Origin of the sequence: Pedobacter frigidisoli (assembly GCF_032678525.1) — a bacterium.
Classification (GTDB): domain Bacteria; phylum Bacteroidota; class Bacteroidia; order Sphingobacteriales; family Sphingobacteriaceae; genus Pedobacter; species Pedobacter frigidisoli_A.
In genome coordinates, this window is sequence record NZ_JAVTSE010000001.1 from 851269 (window position 1) to 869130 (window position 17862).

General features: G+C 38.3%; 19 protein-coding genes. 14 read left to right on the plus strand and 5 right to left on the minus strand.

Annotation, left to right across the window (positions count from 1 at the left end):
- Positions 1-77: 77 nt before the first annotated feature.
- Positions 78-434: a two-component system response regulator gene (locus R2Q80_RS03565; protein ID WP_316798268.1), complete on the plus strand. Its 357-nt coding sequence runs from the start codon at positions 78-80 to the stop codon at positions 432-434.
- Here the strand turns inward: R2Q80_RS03565 and R2Q80_RS03570 are convergent, their stop codons facing one another.
- Positions 435-1739, minus strand: coding sequence for an AarF/ABC1/UbiB kinase family protein (locus R2Q80_RS03570; protein WP_316798269.1), 1305 nt, complete (start codon positions 1737-1739; stop codon positions 435-437).
- A 6-nt stretch (positions 1740-1745) separates the two neighbouring features.
- Complete coding sequence (locus R2Q80_RS03575; RefSeq protein WP_316798270.1) at positions 1746-2399, minus strand: TetR/AcrR family transcriptional regulator; 654 nt, start codon at positions 2397-2399, stop codon at positions 1746-1748.
- Positions 2400-2620: 221 nt separating this feature from the next.
- On the opposite strand from R2Q80_RS03575, the gene R2Q80_RS03580 reads away from it, so the two are divergent.
- The 5 genes from R2Q80_RS03580 (at position 2621) to R2Q80_RS03600 (ending at position 8847) form a co-directional block, all read left to right on the plus strand.
- Positions 2621-3475, plus strand: a complete 855-nt coding sequence (locus tag R2Q80_RS03580) for an HD domain-containing protein (RefSeq protein WP_316798271.1) — start codon at positions 2621-2623, stop codon at positions 3473-3475.
- Positions 3476-3589: 114 nt separating this feature from the next.
- Complete coding sequence (gene tatA, locus R2Q80_RS03585) at positions 3590-3730, plus strand: twin-arginine translocase TatA/TatE family subunit (protein ID WP_316798272.1); 141 nt, start codon at positions 3590-3592, stop codon at positions 3728-3730.
- 69 nt (positions 3731-3799) lie between these two features.
- Positions 3800-4000 carry a hypothetical protein gene (locus tag R2Q80_RS03590; RefSeq protein WP_316798273.1) on the plus strand — a complete coding sequence of 67 codons (201 nt, stop codon included), beginning with the start codon at positions 3800-3802 and terminating at the stop codon, positions 3998-4000.
- 250 nt (positions 4001-4250) lie between these two features.
- A complete protein-coding gene (locus R2Q80_RS03595) occupies positions 4251-7832 on the plus strand; it encodes a PKD domain-containing protein (RefSeq protein ID WP_316798274.1) in 3582 nt (1193 codons plus the stop codon).
- 4 nt (positions 7833-7836) lie between these two features.
- The gene (locus R2Q80_RS03600; RefSeq protein ID WP_316798275.1) at positions 7837-8847 is read left to right on the plus strand and encodes a type IX secretion system membrane protein PorP/SprF; all 1011 of its coding nucleotides are present in this window, start codon (positions 7837-7839) and stop codon (positions 8845-8847) included.
- Between the two features lie 80 nt (positions 8848-8927).
- On the opposite strand, the gene rpoN is transcribed toward R2Q80_RS03600, so the two are convergent.
- Entirely contained in the window at positions 8928-10400 is a 1473-nt protein-coding gene (gene rpoN, locus R2Q80_RS03605; RefSeq protein WP_316798276.1) for an RNA polymerase factor sigma-54, read from the minus strand.
- Between the two features lie 160 nt (positions 10401-10560).
- On the opposite strand from rpoN, the gene mscL reads away from it, so the two are divergent.
- A complete protein-coding gene (gene mscL / locus R2Q80_RS03610) occupies positions 10561-10950 on the plus strand; it encodes a large-conductance mechanosensitive channel protein MscL (protein ID WP_316798277.1) in 390 nt (129 codons plus the stop codon).
- Positions 10951-10993: 43 nt separating this feature from the next.
- Here the strand turns inward: mscL and R2Q80_RS03615 are convergent, their stop codons facing one another.
- Positions 10994-11806, minus strand: a complete 813-nt coding sequence (locus R2Q80_RS03615) for a ChaN family lipoprotein (RefSeq protein WP_316798278.1) — start codon at positions 11804-11806, stop codon at positions 10994-10996.
- A gap of 191 nt (positions 11807-11997) precedes the next feature.
- Between R2Q80_RS03615 and R2Q80_RS03620 the strand changes: the two genes are divergently transcribed.
- From R2Q80_RS03620 to tsaB, 7 genes are all read left to right on the plus strand, one after another.
- On the plus strand, positions 11998-12777 hold the full coding sequence (locus tag R2Q80_RS03620) for a LiaF transmembrane domain-containing protein (RefSeq protein ID WP_316798279.1): 780 nt from the start codon (positions 11998-12000) through the stop codon (positions 12775-12777).
- 75 nt (positions 12778-12852) lie between these two features.
- Positions 12853-13914 (plus strand): sensor histidine kinase, encoded by a 1062-nt coding sequence (locus tag R2Q80_RS03625; RefSeq protein WP_316798280.1) that lies wholly within the window; start codon positions 12853-12855, stop codon positions 13912-13914.
- Complete coding sequence (locus tag R2Q80_RS03630) at positions 13892-14626, plus strand: LytR/AlgR family response regulator transcription factor (protein WP_316798281.1); 735 nt, start codon at positions 13892-13894, stop codon at positions 14624-14626. Before R2Q80_RS03625 ends, R2Q80_RS03630 begins: the two co-directional genes overlap by 23 nt.
- A 207-nt stretch (positions 14627-14833) precedes the next feature.
- Positions 14834-14992 (plus strand): 50S ribosomal protein L34, encoded by a 159-nt coding sequence (rpmH, locus tag R2Q80_RS03635; RefSeq protein WP_010601723.1) that lies wholly within the window; start codon positions 14834-14836, stop codon positions 14990-14992.
- Positions 14993-15058: 66 nt separating this feature from the next.
- The gene (locus R2Q80_RS03640) at positions 15059-15457 is read left to right on the plus strand and encodes a ribonuclease P protein component (RefSeq protein ID WP_316798282.1); all 399 of its coding nucleotides are present in this window, start codon (positions 15059-15061) and stop codon (positions 15455-15457) included.
- Positions 15441-15671, plus strand: a complete 231-nt coding sequence (yidD, locus tag R2Q80_RS03645; protein ID WP_316798283.1) for a membrane protein insertion efficiency factor YidD — start codon at positions 15441-15443, stop codon at positions 15669-15671. Before R2Q80_RS03640 ends, yidD begins: the two co-directional genes overlap by 17 nt.
- Before the next feature lie 72 nt (positions 15672-15743).
- The gene (tsaB, locus tag R2Q80_RS03650; protein WP_316798284.1) at positions 15744-16430 is read left to right on the plus strand and encodes a tRNA (adenosine(37)-N6)-threonylcarbamoyltransferase complex dimerization subunit type 1 TsaB; all 687 of its coding nucleotides are present in this window, start codon (positions 15744-15746) and stop codon (positions 16428-16430) included.
- Here the strand turns inward: tsaB and R2Q80_RS03655 are convergent, their stop codons facing one another.
- Positions 16431-17834, minus strand: a complete 1404-nt coding sequence (locus tag R2Q80_RS03655; protein WP_316798285.1) for a DUF5723 family protein — start codon at positions 17832-17834, stop codon at positions 16431-16433.
- Between the last annotated feature and the right edge of the window lie 28 nt (positions 17835-17862).

Below are 17862 nucleotides of genomic sequence, written 5' to 3' on the forward strand. Positions count from 1 at the left end.
CACAAATGTTTTGTGAATAGGATATTTAAAAAACATTCTTTTTACTATATTTAAAGAATAATATTCCTTAGTTTTTTATGAAGAAAAAGGTTGTGCTTGTTCAGGATAATAAAGATATCCTAGATATAATGGATCAAGTATTGGAAGAGGAAGGATTCGAAGTTACCCCGTCATTAACGACCGAGCCTATCGAAAACATTGACGAAATAGATCCCGACTTAGTTATAGTGGATGATCACATCAAAGGTGATAAAACAGGATCTGAAGTAATCAAAGAGCTCAAGTCCGACCCCGAGACAGAGGATGTATCAGCAGTTCTAACTTCTACATCAAACAATATTGCACAACAGGCAGAAGATTGCAATGCCGATGACTTTATTGAGAAGCCATTCGACATTGAGCATATGGTTGAAGTAGTCAAGAAAAATGCCTGACTAACGGTTTAGTGTAGGCTCGTATGTATCTGTATTTACAGTGGCCTTAAGTTCGTTTAAAATTTGATACAAGCCGAAATTAGTCCGGTTAACATAAATAAAATGTTTAACACCACGCGCCTGCTTAAATTCAGGCATTTTAGATATTTTTTCTCCGTAGGCATATAACTGTTCAAAAAATTCGGGTTTGCTGAAATCAAATATCTTGTTGATATAGGGTTTTGCAAAAAGGCTGATCATTTCCTTGTACGATTTATAATAAAATTCGACCTGTTCATCTGTATCGTCTGCGTGAATCATATCCAGCTTTCTGAAAGCGTCAATAGTCTTATTTTTATCATTAATCACATCTGTGGATATAAATGAAAAGAACGGATAGTAAAAATCATTTGGCATTTCTTTGATACATCCGAAATCAATTACGCCGAGGTTTTGATCAGGTGTAATCATGAAATTTCCGGGGTGTGGGTCTGCATGGACTGCCCTCAGTTCATGTTGCTGGAAATTATAGAAATCCCACAGTGCCTGACCGATTTTATTCCTTAACTCCTGTGACGGATTGGTTTTTAAAAATTCTTTAAGATGCAAACCCTCCATCCAATCCATGGTGATAATTCGCTTGCCAGATAATTCAGGATAGTATTTTGGAAATACCACGTGATCGAGGTTTTTACAGTCCTCAGAAAATTGAATCGACCTTTTAACTTCTAATTCATAATCAGTTTCTTCCAGTAAACGTTCTTCAACTTCTTTGATATAGATGTTGAGTTCTCTTTCAGACATGCCCAACAAACGGAATGCAAAAGGCTTTACCAGCTTAAGATCGGATGAAATACTATCGCCAACGCCAGGGTATTGAATTTTAATGGCAAGTTTTTGGCCATTTAGTGAAGCCTGGTGTACCTGTCCGATGGATGCAGCATTGCTGGATACCAAATTAAAAGTATCAAAAATCTGTTCAGGTGTTTTGCCGAAGTTCTTGGTAAATGTTCTTACAATTAGCGGCCCGGATAGGGGTGGTGCGTTGTATTGCGATTGGGTAAATTTATCCACGTATGATTTGGGAAGGATATTTTTATCCATACTCAGCATCTGTGCAATTTTTAAGGCACTTCCTTTTAGTTCGCTTAGCGATTTATAAATATCGGTAGCATTATCCTCATTTAACTGAGCCCGATCCATATCTGGATTAAATAGCTTTTTTGAATAGTGCTTAATATAATTGCCGCCTATTTGAAAACCGGTTTTAACAAATTTTGCCGAACGTTCTACTTTTGTGGTTGGAATACTCTCTTGTGCTTTCATCTAAAATTACAATCCCATCTTTTCCTTAAACTTTCCATTGCGCGATAAAAATTTTCCATAATCGATCAGGTTGTCGATTGGAGAATGTTGAAAAAGATCAAAGGTTACATTGATTCCTTTTTCGATTGCTTCATCACTTTTTTCAAATCCATCACTGTCATCATTTATCCAGAAATTAATTATGAAAGCAAACTGAATCCAAAGCGCATCTTTATATCGCTTACTTAAAAACCTGCGTTCAGCAAGTTCGCCGCTATCTAAACCTTCCTCAATAATTTCTTGTGCGAAATTTTCGAAAATGGGCTTTACGCCGGCAAGAACATCCGGAGTGGAGAACTTGCCCTTAAAATTCTTCAGGCTGTATATCACAAAACTTCTTTCGCGCTTCAGGTTTTCAAGATAGCTGTAAAAAAAAGAAAGTATCTTTTCTCTGGATGTATATTGCTGCCAAATCTCTTGCTCTTTAATTTTACTGATGGTTTCAAAAGTTAGCTCAAACCAAACCGTTTTCTCAATACTTTCAAAAGAGGAGAAAAACTGATAAAAATCAGCTTCGGTAATTTTAAGCTTTTTAGCAAATGAATAAACCGATTTCGGTTTTTCATTGTTTGTTAAAACATAATCAATATATCCATTTCTAATTTGTTGAGCGGTTGCCATAGTTACTTTTTTACAATGATAACGCTTTAGTGAATAGCTTGTTTTATTGGGTAGATAATTGTTAATCATGTAATTGTAATAATCATTTTCAAAAAAAATGAAAGTTAAGTGAGTGGCTAATAAAATTAGTCTGCCATACATGTATGTTGATATCTTGTTTTCTTAAAAGCTAAAAAATTTAGTAAATTTGAATTGTAATTTAAATGATAAAAGTTCGAGCAATGATACAGCTAAATGATTTTTTATATGGTAAAATGGATTTTCCGCAAGTGTTTGCAGATCTTTTAAATACAGATGCCCTTAAACGTTTAGCAGGTGTACATCAAAGCGGTGCAATTTTTCTGGTTAATCCTGATATCTGCCATTCGCGGCAGGAACATGCGATAGGGGTGACTATGCTGATTAAAAAACTTGGCGGGTCGGAACTGGAGCAAATTGCCGGCTTGCTGCATGATATTTCGCACACTGCGTTTTCTCATGTGGGTGACTATGTTTTCGATAATGTTGATGAGGATTATCATGAGCAGGTTTTTGCGGAGGTTATTTATCGTTCCGAAATCCCTGATGTGCTGTTGAAATATGGTTATGATGTAAAAGAAATCATTTTTGGAACTTTTAACATTCTTGAACAGCCAATGCCCTTGTTGTGCGCGGATCGTTTGGACTACACTTTACGTGACAGTATACACGGCGGAATTATTTCGCGTCAAAGCGCACGCAGCTTTCTCTCTTCTGTTGTGATGAACAACGGTAAAATTGCCATTAACGATGATCAGCAGGTGGCCTGGATTAACGAGGTATTTGAAAAATTAAACAATGAGGTGTTTAAGCTTCCGTTGCACCTATATGCCAATGGAAAGATGGCTGAACTGATAAAAAAGTTTTTGAATAAAGGATTACTAAAGGAGAGCGACATGTTTAAAACAGATACCTTATTATTAAATAAAATCAGAACGAACTACGAGGGATATGAAGCGATTAAGTGTATTAAGCAGCTTAAAGGTTTTGCGGAATACATTCGACATGGTTCGTTACCTAAAATTAAAACGCGAACCTTAAGAGCAATGCTGGCTTAGAACACCAACTGGAACCGGCAGGTTTTTTGTTTCAGACGGCAATGTTTTTAAAATGTTTGCTTTTAAAAAAACATTGCCGATACTTTTATCGTATATTGTATTAAAAACAAAGATATGTCGGCTATAGAAATCATTTTAATTGGCGCTGTAATACTATTAATATTTGGCGGTAAAAAACTTCCTGAATTAATGCGTGGGATTGGGAAAAGTGTTAAGGAGTTTAAAGACGCAAAGGAAGAGCCTTTGAATAAATAATACCTGCACATTATTTTTGGCGTCAAAACTTTCTTTCGGTGGAGTTGTTCTAAATTAAAGTTTAAATTCATGGAAAACCACGCTAAAGATCAATCAAGACCAAATGTGAATATACAGCATCAGGATAAGGCTTCTAAAGGGCTTAATGAATGGAATGATCGTTTAGATGAAAACCTGGAACCCAAATCGCATAATGATGAGACAGCTGACGAAAATGCTAAAGATTTTTCTGAGCGATTCGGTAGTGGTGATCAGTCTAATCAGGACTAATCATTTTATATTTTATTTAAGATCATTTCTATAACTGACTTTAAAGTTTTATTGTCTGTAGCATATTCTCACGTATTTCTGTACCAATTGATGGATTAAGATCTTTTCATGATCTTGAGTTTCTTTCTTTGCACAATATAAAAAGTGTTAAATTTCCATTATTGTCTTTTTTGTTCTATTGTTTAAATGGTATATTGCATATCTATTTAGAATAAAATGTCTTTCATAAGCCAAATTAACTAGTAAAATAATGTATAAGCTTTGGCTATTGGTTGGTGTTTATCTATTATTTCTGTTGCCGGTTACCGTTTTCGGGCAAGCAACCTCCAACAAGGGAAAAGATTTTTATCTGCCTTATTCTGCACATGTTGATGGTAAAAGTTCGAGGATGAATCTAATTTTATCTGCAGATTACAAAACAAATTACAAGATATCTGTCGGCAATACAGTAGTTGCTTCGGGAACAATAAATGCCAATAGCTCAGCACCTATTGTTATTGATCCAAATTCAATTAATGTTTATATCGAAAGTTCTGAGGTTGTAGAATCGAATATGGCCGTTCATGTTGAGACTGATCTGCAGATATCTCTGTATTGCATCATCTATAACAATAACAGGACTGGTGGAACAATGGTGATTCCAACGACTACCCTAGGTAAAGAATATTATGTGTTCTCTCATGAAAACCTTGGAAATAAAGGAGCAAATATTTACTCGGAGTTTAGTATTTTGGCGACTGTAGATAATACGGTAATCAACATAATTCCGAAACAGACTTCCAGGACCGGAGGACATGCAGCAGGGGTACTTTTCAGCATCACCCTAAACAAAGGCCAGATTTATCAGTATCAGGCTGTTGATGATCTCTCGGGAACTTATATCAGTTCTGAGGGAGACTGCAAACCGATTGCTGTGTTTTCAGGAAATAGTTGGGTTGCGTTTTGTGAATCTGGTAACTCGCGAACTCCATCAGGTGGAGATAATCTATATCAACAGTTGTTTCCTGTATCTGCATGGGGAAAAAACTTTGTTACTTCACCATTTTATAATACGTTACATGGAAATACTGATGCATTTAGAATAATTGTTGCTGAGGATAATACTACTGTAACTGTAAATGGGAGTACCACATCTGCAAATGGAACCACTTTATCTAATCCATATAAAAAGGGTTCGATCATCAGTTTTTATTCAACAACACCCAATGTAATATCCAGTGATCGTTCAATTGCCCTTGCTCATTATCAAACTTCCCAGACTTGTAATCCAAGTAACACAGGGGCCAATGCAAATGCACCTTTCCCCGGTGATCCGGAAATAACGGTGTTAAACCCAGTTGAGCAAACGCTTAATGATATTACAGTGTTCTCTGACATAAAGAGCTTTCTTGGTACAAAAACCAACATCAATAAATACTTTATTAATGTGGTGATCAAAACTGCAGAAGTTGCATCATTTAAATTAGATGGTACTGCTTACACTTCATCGTTTAATGCGATTGCTAACTCCGATTATAGTTATGCCGTAATAGATGTAACAGGTTTACAGGCTCAGCACAGACTTACTGCGAGTGGCGGGTTTTCAGCCATTGCTTATGGATACGGTGTTGTTGAGTCATATGCATATCTTGCAGGTGCAAACGTTCAGAGTTATACTTTTCAGGCAACTGATCTTGCAGAGAATACCATAACATCGGGATGCGCTGGGGAAGGATTTAAAGTTAAGATCAATCTTACGGGTGAGGCTAATGAACTGATTTGGAATTTAGATGGGGCTAATACTATTAAGCAAACGAATCCGGTTGCAATTCCCACTACCAAAGACGGCCTTCAATTTTACACTTACAATTTTCCTGATGAGATAGATCTAAACAAAGCAGGTGAATATAATTTTAGTGTACAGGTTACCTATAAGAATGCTAATAATTGTGGTAACATGGAAACGATTAGCAGTGGTTTTATTATTTATGAAAAGCCTGATGGCAATTTTAATGTGTCGGAACGGGTATGCCTGGGCAATTCCGTAACACCAGTAATCGTAAACGCCAGTGCCAACGCGCCCTTGACGAAATGGAAGTGGCAATTTGATGATGAAGTTATTGAGACAGAAAGTCCTAACTACACATTTAAAACGATTGGATCTCATATAATTAAATTATCTGTATCCAATTCGGGGGGATGCTGGTCAGATGTGATAGAAAAGAAAGTGGAAGTTTACCCGGTCTCTCAAAGCAAGTTTGATGCCCCTGCTGTAGGCTGTGTCAATGTACCGGTTGCTTTTACTGATCAGTCTACCGTAGATAATGCTGTTAATACATCATCAGTATCTTTCTGGAAATGGGATTTCAACGATGGAACAAATCCTGAACCTAGAACAGACAGTAAGCCATTTACCCATGTATTTACCAAAACGGGTACATATACAGTAAAGCTATACACCACCAGCAGCGCTGGCTGCAGTGGTACAACATTTGAAAAAAGGATTGACATTACGGCAATTCCATCGGCAGATTTTACTTTGCCCGACGTATGTTCGAGTGATGGCTTAACCACGTTTGTAAATACCTCGGTAGATGCTTTAGATGGCGCAGGAACCTTTACTTATAAATGGGATTTCGGCGACCCGTCGAGTGGAGCAAATACATCAACCGAGAGAGATGGTAAGCATCAGTATGTAAATCCTGGTCCTTATGAAGTCAAACTCACCATCATTAACTCTAACGGATGTGAAAATACCAGTTCTAAATCTTTTACGGTTAACGGGCGGGTAGATAAAGCTGAATTTACGGTGCTAAATATTGATAATTTATGCAGTAATAATGATGTTGTGATCAGGAGCGGTTTTACTGCGCTGGTAGGGAAAGTTGTAAAACTCGAGATTTACAAAGATTACAATGCAACAGGAGTCAACACGATTACTAAAACGGTAATGTACCCCAATAATACTGATGAAATTCATTTGACTTATGATGCTTTCGGAGGAAATCAGGTTCAGAAACATTCGATTAGAATTGTGGGTTATACTGGAGACAATTCGGTTTGTACAAAAGAGTCTATACAGGAAATTACCTTGAAGCCTGTGCCTCAGATTTCATTTAATGATATGGCTTCAGTTTGTGAAAATGATGGCACTGTGATGTTTAGCTATGCCAACGAAACTTCAGGAATAATTGGGAAAGGGATTTACACGAGTGATGGGAAAGGAATGGCTGAAGATGGTTTATATAATCCGAAAGTTGCCGGGCCTGGAAGTCATATGATTACCTATACCTTTAAGGCTGATAATAGTTGCGAAAATTCAGTGACTAAAACTATTGAGGTTTATGAGTCGCCTGTAGCTGATGTGGGGGAAACCATTTACATTCTGGCTGGTGGTCAGCTTCCCATTCCTGCCACAGCAGAAGGGAAAAACTTAAGTTACAGCTGGTCTCCGGCACTGGGGCTTAACCGTGCGGATGTACTAAACCCTGTTGCAGCACCAGAAAAAGATACTGAGTACACCCTTACTGTAACTACACAGCCCGATGGCTGTACGGCAACCTCATCCGTTCTGGTTAAAGTATTGCAAAGTATAAACCCGCCAAATGCATTTACGCCTAATGGGGATGGAGTGAATGATGTATGGCTGATCAAATATTTAGAATCGTACCCGCTTGCTACGGTAGAGATCTTCAATCGTAACGGAAACAAAGTGTTTTCCAGTAGCGGATATCAGACTCCATTCGACGGAAATTACCAGAATCAACCATTGCCCGTAGGTGTATATTATTATATCATCAATCCGCGCAACGGCCGCAAAACAGTGACAGGACCATTAACAATTATCAGATAAAATTTTGAAAAAGCTCATTCTTATTTTAGCACTCTCTCTTTCATTTAAAGGGTTTTCACAGCAGAAACCCCAGTATACACAGTATATATTTAACCAGTATCTGCTCAATCCTGCCTTATCTGGAATAGAAAATTATATGGATTTTAAGGCAGGTTACCGGAAGCAATGGGCAGGTATTAATGATGCTCCACAAACATCATTTGTATCAGCGCATTGGGCACTAGGCGATAATCAGCTTTGGAGTAATGCACTGACTTCTTTTCCGGAACAAACAGGAAATCCAATGGACCGAAATTACACGCAAAATTATACTTCGTCGCCTTCTCATCATGGTATGGGCGTAACTGCTGTATTAGATAAAACAGGGCCAATAAAACGGGTAGATGCAAACGTCACCTATGCCTACCATTTACAGCTTAATAATAACTTTAATTTATCTGCAGGCGTTGCCGCCGGTATTTCCAGTATTTCATTGGATGTTGCTGCCTTAACTTTTGATACACCTTATGATCCGGCACTGAACAGAGCGTTAATAAATCAGGTTAAACCTGACCTCAGTATCGGTTTATGGTTATATGGGGCACGATTGTTTGCAGGTTTATCTGTTCAGCAGATTTTGCCACAAACCCTGAGCTTTACCGGCGATGAATCATACAATGTTGGGAAAGAGGTTCCGCATTACTTTGCTACTGCAGGGTATAAGTTTTTCTTCGACGATGAAATTGCAGCCATTCCCTCGGTAATGATCAAATACGTTGAACCGAGTCCGGTTTCATTTGATTTAAATATGAAGATTGCTTTCAGAGATCGTTTCTGGCTGGGTGGAAGTTACCGGAAAGACGATTCATTTGCCGCGATGGCAGGATTCAATATCGGCAAAATTGTTAATCTGACTTACTCATACGATTTTACAACTTCAGATCTGAATCAGGTCAGCAATGGCAGCCATGAAATTGTACTTGGACTGATGTTGAACAATATTTACAAAGTTCCGTCTTACATTAAAATCTGGTAAAGCGGTTTTGGCTTGCAGCAGACGAATGCATGACTTTTAACACGAATCGCTTTTCCGGCAGTTTTGAAGTAGGGTGTAAATTACAGTTCTTTTCTCAGGCGGGCAACCGGGATATTCATTTGCTCGCGATACTTTGCAACGGTTCTGCGGGCGATGTTATAACCTCTGTCTTTCAGGATTTCAGTTAACTTTTCATCGGCAAGCGGTTTGCGTTTGTCTTCATTACCAATACAATCTTCAAGAATTTTTTTCACTTCTTTATTAGAAACTTCTTCTCCGTTTTCGGTTTGAATAGCTTCAGAGAAAAAGGATTTAAGCAAAAATGTGCCGAATTCGGTTTGAACGTATTTTGAATTGGCTACCCTTGATACAGTCGAGATATCCATATCGATTTTATCAGCAATATCTTTCAAAATCATAGGACGCATTTTACGCTCGTCTGCCGTTAAGAAGTATTCATACTGATAATGCATGATGGCATTCATTGTTTTCAGCAAGGTTTGCTGCCTTTGCTTGATGGCATCGATAAACCACTTTGCTGAATCGAGTTTTTGTTTTACAAACTGAACGGCTTCCTTAAGCTTTTTATCTTTTGAAGCAGCCTTATCATAATGCTCGAACATTTCCTGGTAGGAGCGGCTTACTTTAAGCTCAGGTGCGTTTTTTGAGTTGAGTGTCAGAATTAATATGCCATCATTATTACTGATGTGAAAATCAGGGATGATCTGCATTTGCTTTGTTGTCACCTGGTTGGCATCACCTGGTTTAGGATTTAGACGCAAAATCTCATTCACCACTTCTTTCAGCTCCTCGCTATCAAGTCCCAGACTCTTTTCCAGTTTATCGTAATGCTTGCGTGTAAATTCGTCCAGGTAATTCTCCACAACGTTCATGGCCTTAACGATGATCGGGTTGCTTGCATCTTTCCTTTTAAGCTGGATAAGCAGGCATTCTTTTAAATCCCTGGCGCCAATTCCCGGAGGGTCGAAGCTTTGAATCAGTTTCAGCATTTCCAATACATCTTCTTCCTCCACCATTACATTCTGTGAAAATGCCAGGTCATCGATCATTGAGCTTAAGGGGCGGCGCAAGTAGCCATCATCATCTAAACTGCCTATAATCTGTTTTCCAATAATAAAATCCTGATCAGATAACGGTACCAGGTCCAGTTGCTCCTGCAGGCTTTCAAAAAAGGTACTTTCTATCGCAATAGGTGTTTCTTTTTTCTCCTCATCATCGTCGCCGTTATTGTAGTTGGTGCTGTAGTCGTTAGCGCTATCATCTTGCAGATAGTCATCAACATTAAACTCATCCATGCCACTTTCTTCGGACGAGTTTTCGAAATTTTCAGAGGTGTCGTTCAAATCATCGTACTCGCCTTTCGGCTCATCCTGAGTCATTAAACTTGGATCTTCAAGTGCTGGATTTTCTTCTAGTTCTTCTTTAACGCGGGTATCTAAAGCAACGGTTGGCACCTGCAACAACTTAATAAACTGAATTTGTTGGGGTGATAACTTTTGTAATAACTTTTGTTGTAAATGTTGCTTTAGCATATGTAGTAATAGAATTGGAGCAAAAATAAACAAATCATTTCAGATATTTTGGGAATTAATCAAATGCTTTTGTTATGTTTGGTTTTAAAATCATCCCTTAAACATTTGCATGGGCATTATGTTTGCTAATTTGAAAATAAAAATACTAAAAATTTAATTTATGGGGTTTGTAAAAGAATTTAGAGATTTTGCAGTTAAAGGTAATGTACTGGATTTAGCTGTCGGTGTAATTATTGGTGCTGCTTTTAGTAAGATTGTAAGTTCGCTGGTAGAAGATATTATCACTCCGGCTGTATTAGGTCCCGCTTTAAAGGCTGCAGGATTGGAAGATTTGAGTAAACTGACTATTCCGGGAACCGCAATCAAATACGGGAACTTCCTATCTCAGGTAATCTCCTTCATTATTGTAGCACTGGTATTATTTATCATTATAAAAGCCGCAAATAACCTCAAGAAAAAAGAGGTCGCTGCACCTGCCGCACCTCCGGCACCAACTAAAGAAGAAGTATTGCTAACAGAAATAAGAGATTTGCTAAAAGCAAAAGCATAATAAAAAATCCGCCCGAAAGGCGGATTTTTTATTTGATATCAACTTAATAGCTTCTTTTTACTTTCGGGTTTGTGATAATCACGTAATCTCCGAGGTTGCTAAATTTACTCCAGTCTGGATTTTCAAAGCCATCATCTGGAAAAGCTGATATGTTCAGCATGCTGGCTTTAGGTGCATAGCGTACTAACTGCGCCACCGTTCCTAACTTTTCATCGCTGTGAAAGCGACCATTGATCTGAAACACTTTAGCCGATTTATTATTTTTCAGGAATTTGCTGATTGACCATGCCATGGTGGCATCCCAGAAGTTTTGAGTTTGGTACACTTTCATTGTTCCCATACTGTGCCCGCCGAGTAAATCTGTAAATTTTTCATAATATCTCCCGGATGCTGTATCAATAGGAACTGGAGGCAAAAATGCGAGGGATGATTTTGGAAATGACTGGAGAGCACCTAATCCACCTTTCGTTACCGCATTACTATACCTTGCGGCAGCATTAGCCCCAATAACAGCCAGTTTGCTCGATTTGGCATATTCAATTAGGGCTTTGTAATCACTATAGTTTGACCAGGCTCTGCCTTCTTTAATAAAATTCTTTTCAGAAATAGCGTCAGCAAGGTACTCATCTATCACCGGCTGAATATCTGTATGAAACATTTCGAGGCTTAAAGCAATTTGATTCGGATACTTTTGGTTTAATAGCTTGAATATTTCTGCTTCCAGATAATGTCCTACTGAATCGTTATGTTCTTCGCCAAAAAATAATACATCTCTTTTGCTCATGTCGGCTATGATTTCACTTAGGGAAACCACTTTTTGCTTTTTAATGCTGTAAATTTTAAATTGTGTATTCATATCCTGTGCAAAACACAGGCACGGCAGGCTTAATCCTATTACTATTAACAAATATTTCATGCTCTCAAAATAGGTAAATATTTTTCACCGATGAAATGCTGTTACTCACCGTTATTCTTCAAATCTTTAGAGGAAGCCTGTGGCAGTTGTAATCTCTTATCAATACTTTTGGGTATTAAATATTATAACAAATGGAAAATCTAAATATAAACAGGCAACCTTCGGCTAAAAGTTCCGGTCGGGTGTTAAGTGGTTTGGTTATCGTAATCATTGGGCTTGCCTTACTGCTTGATAATATGGGACTGGATATTCCAAACTGGGTATTCAGTTTCTGGACATTTTTAATTGCTTTAGGCTTGTTTTTGGGTGTTAAGCGACATTTTAAAGGTGTCGGCTGGCTGATATTAGTTTTAATTGGCTCGTACAATACCATTGATAATATGGGCTTTGATATCGATGTGTCTAAATATGCATTAGGTTTTGGTTTGGTTATCCTCGGTGGGTTTTTGATCATCCGTCCAAAAGATTCACTCAGAAGTAAAAAAAGTTTTAAAGAGAACCTGAAATCCGACTTCGGTATTAACCCGGGTGCAGATACAGGTTATAGTGAAGGAGGTCAGCAACCAACGGGACATGATATCATTGATGTTACTGCAGTATTTGGTGGATCAAATCAGACCGTTTACTCTAAAGATTTTAAAGGAGGCGATATTTCTGCGGTTTTTGGCGGTGCAGACATCATCATGACGCAGGCTGACTTTAATGAACGGGCCTCGCTGGATGTAACTGCAGTTTTTGGTGGTATTAAACTGATTGTTCCGCCAACCTGGGCGATAAAATCGAATGTTACTGCAATTTTTGGAAGTGTGGAAGATAAGCGCGGGCATATGCTACCGATAGATCAGATGCAAAAAACATTGTATCTGGATGGTACAGTGCTGTTCGGTGGAATTGAAATTAAAAGTTTTTAAAGTATTTGACCAAAATTCCGGGCAGAATTTATTTTGCCCGGCTTATTCAGTAAATTACCATTAACTAAACACGCTTTGACAACTAGACCTCTTTCCGTACCCAGAATACAAAAAACAGCCCTTATCATAGCCATTGCATGGTTTGTGTTGTGTACTGTCGGGTTGCATTATGTAGTTAACTTTTCTTGGTTAATTTCCTTTGCCGACAGCTTTGTAAGTAACTTTTTGCTGGTGATGGCCTGCATTGCAATAAGCAATATGCTTGGATATTATCAGCCCAAAAACGAACGTATCCTATATGTGCTGATTATTACCCTGGCTTTAACTTTTGTAATTGTTTATGCAGCCAAGTACTCTGTTATATATGTGTTTTCTGATTTCAAAGAATATATTGATTTCTATAACTTCTCTTTTGCATTTCGTGGCTTAATATCATTTATGTGTTTAGGCTGGTGTGCATTGGCCAATATTCTTTGGTATCGGCTGGAAGAACAATCTGAAACGCATGAAAGGTTATCTGCCGCCAAAACCCTGGCTAAGGAAGCCGAGCTCAATAAACTTCGTCATCAACTTCAACCTCACTTTTTGTTCAATAGCTTAAATTCCGTATTCGCCCTTACCATGGTAAATCCCAAAGAGGCGGGAGTCATGATTACCAAGCTGGCTTCATTTCTTCGCGGAACCCTGAAACGCGATGATGAATTATGGGTGTCTGTTGAGGAAGAAATGGAATACATTCAGCTATACCTGGATATTGAGAAGGTGAGATTTAGTCACAGGTTAAATATTGAGGTAAACGTAGCGGAAGACACACTGAACTTATGTTTACCGGGAACATTGCTTCAACCAATTGTTGAGAATGCGATTAAATTTGGATTGTATAATACATCTGCAGGGATTACTATTAAAGTTGATGTTACTGTAGACCGTAATATTCTCGAGTTACGTGTTCAGAATCCATTTGATCCTGAAATGAAAGCTGCAGGCGGTACAGGATTTGGATTGAGCGCTATTAAAAGAAGATTATATTTGCTGTTTGCCAATCCACATTTATTGCAAACGGAAATTGAGGCAAATAATTTATATATTACCACCTTAAAAATCCCTCAGAAAAATGATCAGAACGATTCTAATTGATGATGAACCTTTAGCCAGAGATATTGTTAAGTTTTATCTTACGGATCATCCTGAAATTGAAGTTGTTGCCGAATGTTGCGATGGATTTGAAGGATTGAAAGCAATTTCAGCCCATAAACCAGATCTGATTTTTCTGGATATTCAGATGCCAAAAATAAGTGGCTTCGAAATGCTGGAACTTGTAGAGGATAAACCTGCTGTAATTTTTACAACTGCTTTTGATGAATACGCGATAAAGGCCTTTGAAGTTAATGCGGTTGATTATTTGTTGAAACCAATTGATAAAGGGCGTTTCGATGCGGCGATGAAAAAATTACCTTCACGACTCAGTCAGACGGAAAATACGGAGGCAGTTTTAGATGCAGCGGCGTTGAGCCCTGCGCAAAATAACAGGGTAGTGGTAAAAAAAGATGGCGTAATCAAAATTATTCCAACAGGAGATATTAACTACCTTGAAGCTGATGATGACTACGTAAAGCTGAGTACAACTGATGGCGCATTTTTTAAAAATAAGACGATGAGTTATTTTGAACAGACTTTAGATCCGAGTCAGTTTATCCGTATCCACCGTTCGTATATCATCAATTTAGCCCAAGTTACCAAAATCGAGCTTAAAGAAAAAGATAGTTATGTGGTGCTGCTCAAATCTGATATCTGGCTGCCTGTGAGTAAAACGGGTTACGTAAAATTGAAAGCTGCATTAGGGTTGTAAGATCGCTTTATGTAACTTCATAGCCATTGGAGATTCGTTTTATTCAGTTTTTTTTGGTTGGAGATAGAAAGGTCAGGCTGAATTTAAAAAGAATTACTACATTTGATTTTAATTAAAAAATAAAATTAATCAGACTTGCAATTGTAGAGAAATCGCTTTATATTTGCACCTCTTAATTTTGAAATTATAATAAGATAATATACAGTCATGAAAAGAACATACCAACCTTCGCAAAGAAAGAGAAGAAACAAACACGGCTTCCGCGAAAGAATGGCAACAGCTAACGGCAGACGAGTATTAGCATCACGTCGTGCTAAAGGAAGAAAAAGATTAACAGTTTCTGACGAACGCAAGCATAAAGCATAATTTTTGATTGCTTTTCCGGACTCCCGGAAGCTGCAGATCAAATCTGCAATTATCAATCAAGAATATATGTACACATTCAATAAAGAAGAACGGTTATGCAGCAGAAAACATTTAGATCTGCTGTTTAAGAACGGTTCTTCTTTTTTATTATATCCCTTTCGTATTTCTTATCTTTTTATCGAATCGCCTGCTGAGGTTAAAGCTCAGGTAGTGATTAACGTTCCTAAAAAAAGGTATAAGCGGGCAGTAGATCGTAATTTACTTAAACGCCGCATCCGCGAGGCTTACCGCCTGAATAAGCAGGAAGAATTCTATAATCAGTTGCCTCTAGATAAAGGTTTATTACTCTTTTCCATTCAGTTTGTAGGTAAAAGCAAATACGAGTTTGCGTTTATGCAAAAGAAACTGATCGCTACGTTCAAACGTTTTAAAACACTCATTCATCCTGATGAGCATCATCAATAAAGTATTTGGATGGTTATTCCTGGGCCTGATAAGAGTTTATCAATATGCCATTTCACCGATGTTGGGTGCCAACTGCAGATTTACACCAACCTGTTCGCAGTATGGCATAGAAGCCATCCGGAAGTATGGCCCGTTTAAGGGTGGCTGGATGGCGTTGAAACGCATAGGCCGCTGTCATCCCTGGGGCAAGCATGGGCACGATCCTGTGCCCTGATTACAAATCATTACGGGTTCCTTAATGCACCCTTAGCTTTTAACCTTCCACCTTTTACCTTATATTTGCGGCATGGCTAACATACTTCTAATAGAAACAGCTACGCAGGTTTGTTCTGTTGCTTTATCAATCAATGGGAAAATAGTTTCTGTTAAGGAGCAAAACGGGCAGAATTTACACGCAAGCAACCTCACTTTATTTATTGAAGAGGTTATGCAATCGGCGGCTTTAACTTATGCTGACCTTGATGCTGTTGCAGTAAGCAAAGGGCCGGGGTCGTACACAGGATTGAGGATTGGTGTTTCTACGGCAAAAGGCCTGTGCTATGCCCTGGAAAAACCTTTAATTGCCATTGAGACCCTACGTATGATGGCAGCAGGCTTTGTGGCTGAATACCCAGGCTATTCGGGTTTGATCTGCCCCATGATTGATGCACGCCGAATGGAAGTATATACCAGTATTTTCGATAGCAATCTTGATATTCTGGAGCCTACGTCGGCAAAAATCATAGATGAAAGCAGCTTCAGCGATACATTATCTCAGCATCAGGTTACCTTTATTGGCGATGGTGCTGCGAAATGTGCAGAAACACTGGTTTCTGAAAATGCCGCCTTCAACGCCGGTAATTTTAACTCCTCCAAATATATGTGTGCTTTGGCAGACAAAGCCTACCAAAGCGGGAGTTTTGAGGATGTGGCCTACTTTGAGCCTTTTTATTTAAAGGACTTTGTAGTTACCCAGCCCAAAAGTAAAGTCTGATTACTTTCTTTTAAAAATTCCGAAAAGATTTCTGAAAAAGCTTCCCTCGTTTTTATCATTGATACCTGGCATGATATCGCTGAACTGAGGATGATTAACTGTATTACCAAATTTGATACCTACACCCATATAAAACGATGCTCCGTTAGGTCCGGAACCTACTGTAGCATCACTTTTAATAGTACCTATAGTTTGAAAGCTTGTGGCCACCAGGTCGTCGGTACCTAAGAAAAGCTCAAAATTTGGGGTCTGATACTTGGCTTGTAAGCCCACCATAAAAACGTCGTTCAGGTTGTATAGAGGTGTTATGCTACCCGAGAAATTGTTGGCGATAAATTCGTTCACAAATGCAATGTCACCCCCTTTATAAAACAGATTTTTCGAAGCTACAAAAGCAGGCTTATAGAACCCATACCTTCTTGATGCATACACATCGATTTTTGCATTTGTAGGCGCAAGGAATTTCTGTGGAGTCTGATTCAGCAAAAATAAATCGGTAATCTGTTGGTCGGTATCCGCAAATTCAAGATCGTTTATTGGTTTGAACTGGTTTATTGTGGTTCGTTGCGTATTGCTTCTCCACCAGATAAAACCCAGGTCTTTGATGTTCGCCATCAAAAACAAACCCTTCTTAGTGGTGTAATTTGTACCGAAGGAAAGTGATATCCCCGGATTTTTAAAGGTTGGAAAGAATGTTTTTTTATCTATTTCTTTAGTATCACTGAAATTGGCTGAATACGTTCCCGCTAAACCAATCAGTAAAGATTCAGACTCTGGGTCGACATAAAGGTAAGAATCGGTTACATTTAACTTGTTATATAAAATACCGCTCAATAGACTTGCTTTAACACCAAAAGCGAGTCTTTTATTCCAGTTTTCCCGGTAAGTAATACTGAACTGGTGGTAGGTTTGCTCGTATCCTTTTGAATTAAAAATATCGTTGTACTCCTGTCCCTCATTAAACCTTTTGTATGAATCGAATATTGCCAGGCTTTCATTGGTATAATCTATCTGAGAATCTGATCTGATTTGCCAGGCAAAGCCCAGTTCCTTCTGGTATTTATACGATTTAAACAACCTGAAAGCAGCTACATAGATATTGCTGTTTTGATAAAAATGGTTGTATTCACCGGTACCAAGAGGTAGTGACCTGGTATCATAAATCCCTTCCTGTGTAAGTCTTCGTAGTGCGTATTTGGATGTTCCTTTATTAAGCGCATTTGTGCCAAAGTAGGGTAAAAAGAAGTTTGAGGAGAATTTCCTCGACGAATCCAGAGTGAAAGATTTTTGTGAGGGGTTTTCGAAGGCATCGAACATTGTTTTGCTGCCAAAAAGTGCATATTGTTGGGCGTTCGCATATTGAAAGCCGGCCACAGCCAGCAACATAAGTAAAAGTTTCTTCATCTAAATTAGTTTTCTGGCTTGTTTTCTT

Bases quoted from the DNA above. Each gene is read 5' to 3' on its own strand.
- R2Q80_RS03565 (WP_316798268.1), top strand. From the start codon at position 78: ATGAAGAAAAAGGTTGTGCTTGTTCAGGATAATAAAGATATCCTAGAT.
- R2Q80_RS03570 (WP_316798269.1), bottom strand. From the start codon at position 1,739: ATGAAAGCACAAGAGAGTATTCCAACCACAAAAGTAGAACGTTCGGCA.
- R2Q80_RS03575 (WP_316798270.1), bottom strand. From the start codon at position 2,399: ATGGCAACCGCTCAACAAATTAGAAATGGATATATTGATTATGTTTTA.
- R2Q80_RS03580 (WP_316798271.1), top strand. From the start codon at position 2,621: ATGATACAGCTAAATGATTTTTTATATGGTAAAATGGATTTTCCGCAA.
- tatA (WP_316798272.1), top strand. From the start codon at position 3,590: ATGTCGGCTATAGAAATCATTTTAATTGGCGCTGTAATACTATTAATA.
- R2Q80_RS03590 (WP_316798273.1), top strand. From the start codon at position 3,800: ATGGAAAACCACGCTAAAGATCAATCAAGACCAAATGTGAATATACAG.
- R2Q80_RS03595 (WP_316798274.1), top strand. From the start codon at position 4,251: ATGTATAAGCTTTGGCTATTGGTTGGTGTTTATCTATTATTTCTGTTG.
- rpoN (WP_316798276.1), bottom strand. From the start codon at position 10,400: ATGCTAAAGCAACATTTACAACAAAAGTTATTACAAAAGTTATCACCC.
- mscL (WP_316798277.1), top strand. From the start codon at position 10,561: ATGGGGTTTGTAAAAGAATTTAGAGATTTTGCAGTTAAAGGTAATGTA.
- R2Q80_RS03615 (WP_316798278.1), bottom strand. From the start codon at position 11,806: ATGAATACACAATTTAAAATTTACAGCATTAAAAAGCAAAAAGTGGTT.
- R2Q80_RS03620 (WP_316798279.1), top strand. From the start codon at position 11,998: ATGGAAAATCTAAATATAAACAGGCAACCTTCGGCTAAAAGTTCCGGT.
- R2Q80_RS03630 (WP_316798281.1), top strand. From the start codon at position 13,892: ATGATCAGAACGATTCTAATTGATGATGAACCTTTAGCCAGAGATATT.
- rpmH (WP_010601723.1), top strand. From the start codon at position 14,834: ATGAAAAGAACATACCAACCTTCGCAAAGAAAGAGAAGAAACAAACAC.
- R2Q80_RS03640 (WP_316798282.1), top strand. From the start codon at position 15,059: ATGTACACATTCAATAAAGAAGAACGGTTATGCAGCAGAAAACATTTA.
- yidD (WP_316798283.1), top strand. From the start codon at position 15,441: ATGAGCATCATCAATAAAGTATTTGGATGGTTATTCCTGGGCCTGATA.
- tsaB (WP_316798284.1), top strand. From the start codon at position 15,744: ATGGCTAACATACTTCTAATAGAAACAGCTACGCAGGTTTGTTCTGTT.
- R2Q80_RS03655 (WP_316798285.1), bottom strand. From the start codon at position 17,834: ATGAAGAAACTTTTACTTATGTTGCTGGCTGTGGCCGGCTTTCAATAT.